Origin of the sequence: Pseudomonas parakoreensis, from assembly GCF_021602155.1 — a bacterium.
Taxonomy (GTDB): Bacteria; Pseudomonadota; Gammaproteobacteria; order Pseudomonadales; family Pseudomonadaceae; genus Aquipseudomonas; species Aquipseudomonas parakoreensis.
This window is the reverse complement of sequence record NZ_BQHY01000047.1, coordinates 1-2,469: the sequence shown is the minus strand read 5'-3', so window position 1 is coordinate 2,469 and position 2,469 is coordinate 1. Positions and strand designations below refer to the sequence as shown.

General features: G+C 56.8%; 3 protein-coding genes and 1 pseudogene. All 4 read right to left on the bottom strand.

Features of this window, described 5'->3' with window-relative positions:
• Nucleotides 1–128, bottom strand: a pseudogene (locus L6D63_RS28230) (phage tail protein); the annotation flags it as partial.
• A 24-nt stretch (nucleotides 129–152) separates the two neighbouring features.
• Nucleotides 153–815: a hypothetical protein gene (locus tag L6D63_RS28225; RefSeq protein WP_236170501.1), complete on the bottom strand. Its 663-nt coding sequence runs from the start codon at nucleotides 813–815 to the stop codon at nucleotides 153–155.
• On the bottom strand, nucleotides 812–1,120 hold the full coding sequence (locus L6D63_RS28220) for a hypothetical protein (RefSeq protein WP_236170500.1): 309 nt from the start codon (nucleotides 1,118–1,120) through the stop codon (nucleotides 812–814). Before L6D63_RS28220 ends, L6D63_RS28225 begins: the two co-directional genes overlap by 4 nt.
• A 41-nt stretch (nucleotides 1,121–1,161) precedes the next feature.
• A partial coding sequence (locus L6D63_RS28215; protein ID WP_236170499.1) for a phage tail protein occupies nucleotides 1,162–2,469 on the bottom strand: 1,308 nt, incomplete at its 5' end.

Below are 2,469 nucleotides of genomic sequence, written 5' to 3'. Positions count from 1 at the left end.
TACCAGCGACCGTCCGGCCCGCGAAAGCCATCGCCGACCCGGCTGTTGGCAATGAATGCGGTGCCCGAGCCTGTCACCGCGTTGGAATTTTGGGTGACAGAGACCACCCCTTGCTTGTACCAAGGCATTTTGTAACTCCAAAAAATGAAAGGTCAGGCCAGCAATTTGGCGCAGAGAAACGGGCGATGGCCTTGATCGGTCCAGGCGGTGGTAGCCAGGCTATACATCATGATTCGACCACCCGCATAGTCGACGCCCAAGGCGCAGCCCCCACCGGTTGCGTTGTTGTGGCAGTTCATCGCAAATGGATTCAAGGAGATGTATTCACCTACTCCCAAAGCCTTATTGATGGACCAGATGTACCGGCGACCCACTACAAGCACCTCGCTCCCGACATACGCCCAGTTGCCGGCGGCGAATGTCACAACCACGGCCGGTGCGCCACTGTCATAAATCAACGTTTCGGCGCCGTCCCATAGCCTCATCCCATAAGCCGCAGTCCCCATGGAAGCCCACGCGGCGACGAAATACTGCCCGCTGAGCGTCGAATCCACGTTTGATGCCTTCATGGTGAAGCCAGTCCAATTACCTGGCCCGCCTGTGAACCAGACCGATATCGGCACCTGAATAGCGCCAGTCTGATTTGGTCGGATGAAAACAATCGGTGGGTCTTGGCTTGTGACAGCCCTGGCAAAAACGCCGGATGCGTTGGTGGTTCCGGAGTAACTTCCCTTCGTCAACACGCACAATCTTGGAGCTTCGGAATCGATCTGGACGAATGAGTTGTCGTTGATGCTCTGAAAGCCGTAATTCATACCCCGTACCTGATTGCGTAGCCTTTGGCGACTACCCTTGATTGAAGTGTCGAGGCGCTGGCAGAAGGGTTCTTCGGGCGGACAACGACCTGTCCCACTGCAGTAGTAACGTAGGGGTAGGACTTTATGTTTCCCGACCCGTTTGTCTCAGATGACTGAACATCCTGCGCCCTCGTCGGAATGATCATGAAGACGCAGTTGGCTGGATTGAATCCCGGGATATTGAGCGTGTAGCTGGGCGTGGTGCCACTGAAGTCGATAACCCCCTGCCACAACACCTGGTAGGTGAAGCTGTTGGTATCCATTCCTAAATTGCCGTTCTCGTCCCAGACTCTCGCTCCATGGGTCATGCGTCGAGATCTCCCAGCTGTACCCGCTTGACGCCGTTTTGGTCGAACACCTTGATGGCTCGGTTGGTCATCGTTAAACGACCTCCGCCCGGTGCTGGCCCGTTGAATTCAAGATTGCCGGCTTTGTCCAGTCTCCAGCCGAGCGTCCCGGGGATATAGTTGTCGGATTGAAGGTATTGGCCGATCTTCAGCATCGTGATGCTGCCGTCCTGGATGAACGCCGAGTTCATGAACACTTGCCCGCCCTGCACCGCAAACGGCACCGAGATGGCGCCGCCGGCAATGGTGTTGACGATGGCGAATCGGTCGGCGCTGACCAAAAACTGGCTTTGCAGCCCGGCCGCCGTGTTCTCGATACCCAGTCCGATACCGGCAGCAACGTATTGCCCTTGGGCGTTGACCTGCATCTTCACCGACCACATCGTCGACAGCTTGCCGGCGGTATCGGCATAGGCGGTCGAGGTCTGCTGAATGGCCGCCGAGTTTTGCCCGACGGAAACATTCAACTGGTCGATCTTCGTCGCGGTCGCAGACTCGTTCGTGGCCACCACCTCCTCAAGCTCAGTGATGTTGGCCGCGTTCTCTCCGATTTTTGCGTCGAAGGTTGTTACGCGCCGTGCCATTGCTTCGTTTTCGGAGGCGCGAACCTTCGATTCGGATGCAATAGCTGCGGTGCTGGTATAGCTTTTGATCGCGTCCGCAAGATCACCAGCGCCATCATCGTCTCGATAGGAGGCGCGCAGGGCTTCGAAGGCCGCTGCCTGCGCCGTAACCACGCCGTCAAGTTCGGTGATCTCGCTTGTATGCGTGGCCACCTGCTCGGCCAAGCCATTGGCCGCTTCCAATAAATCTCCAACATCCTCCCAGTAGAGAGGGTTAGGCGGTGGGGTGTTGACTGGCACCGGTTGCAGCGCTAGATAGATCTGGCCGTCATCGACGATCATCTGCCATTTCAGATAAACCTGATCCGGCTCGTACCCTTTCAGGCCATCCAGCGCATCGATCTGAGCCTGAAGGCCTGGGATCTTGTCAATTTCGTCGAACAGATCCTGACCCAGCTCTGTGCGACCAATCTTCCCGGCCAGCGCCGCAAGGTATGCCGACACATCGTTTGAGGTCTGAGCCGGCACATATAGAAAGGAGCTTTTCCCGTAGGCGTTCGATGAGCGGATGAAGTAGTAGTAGTTGGTCCAGAACCCCAGCCCGTTATGGGTGAAGGTCAGGCCTTGCCCCAGATATTCGGCATCCGCAGAAGTTGCCGTTGGCGAAGTGCTGAAGAAGTATTCGTAAGTCCCTCCGTTCAG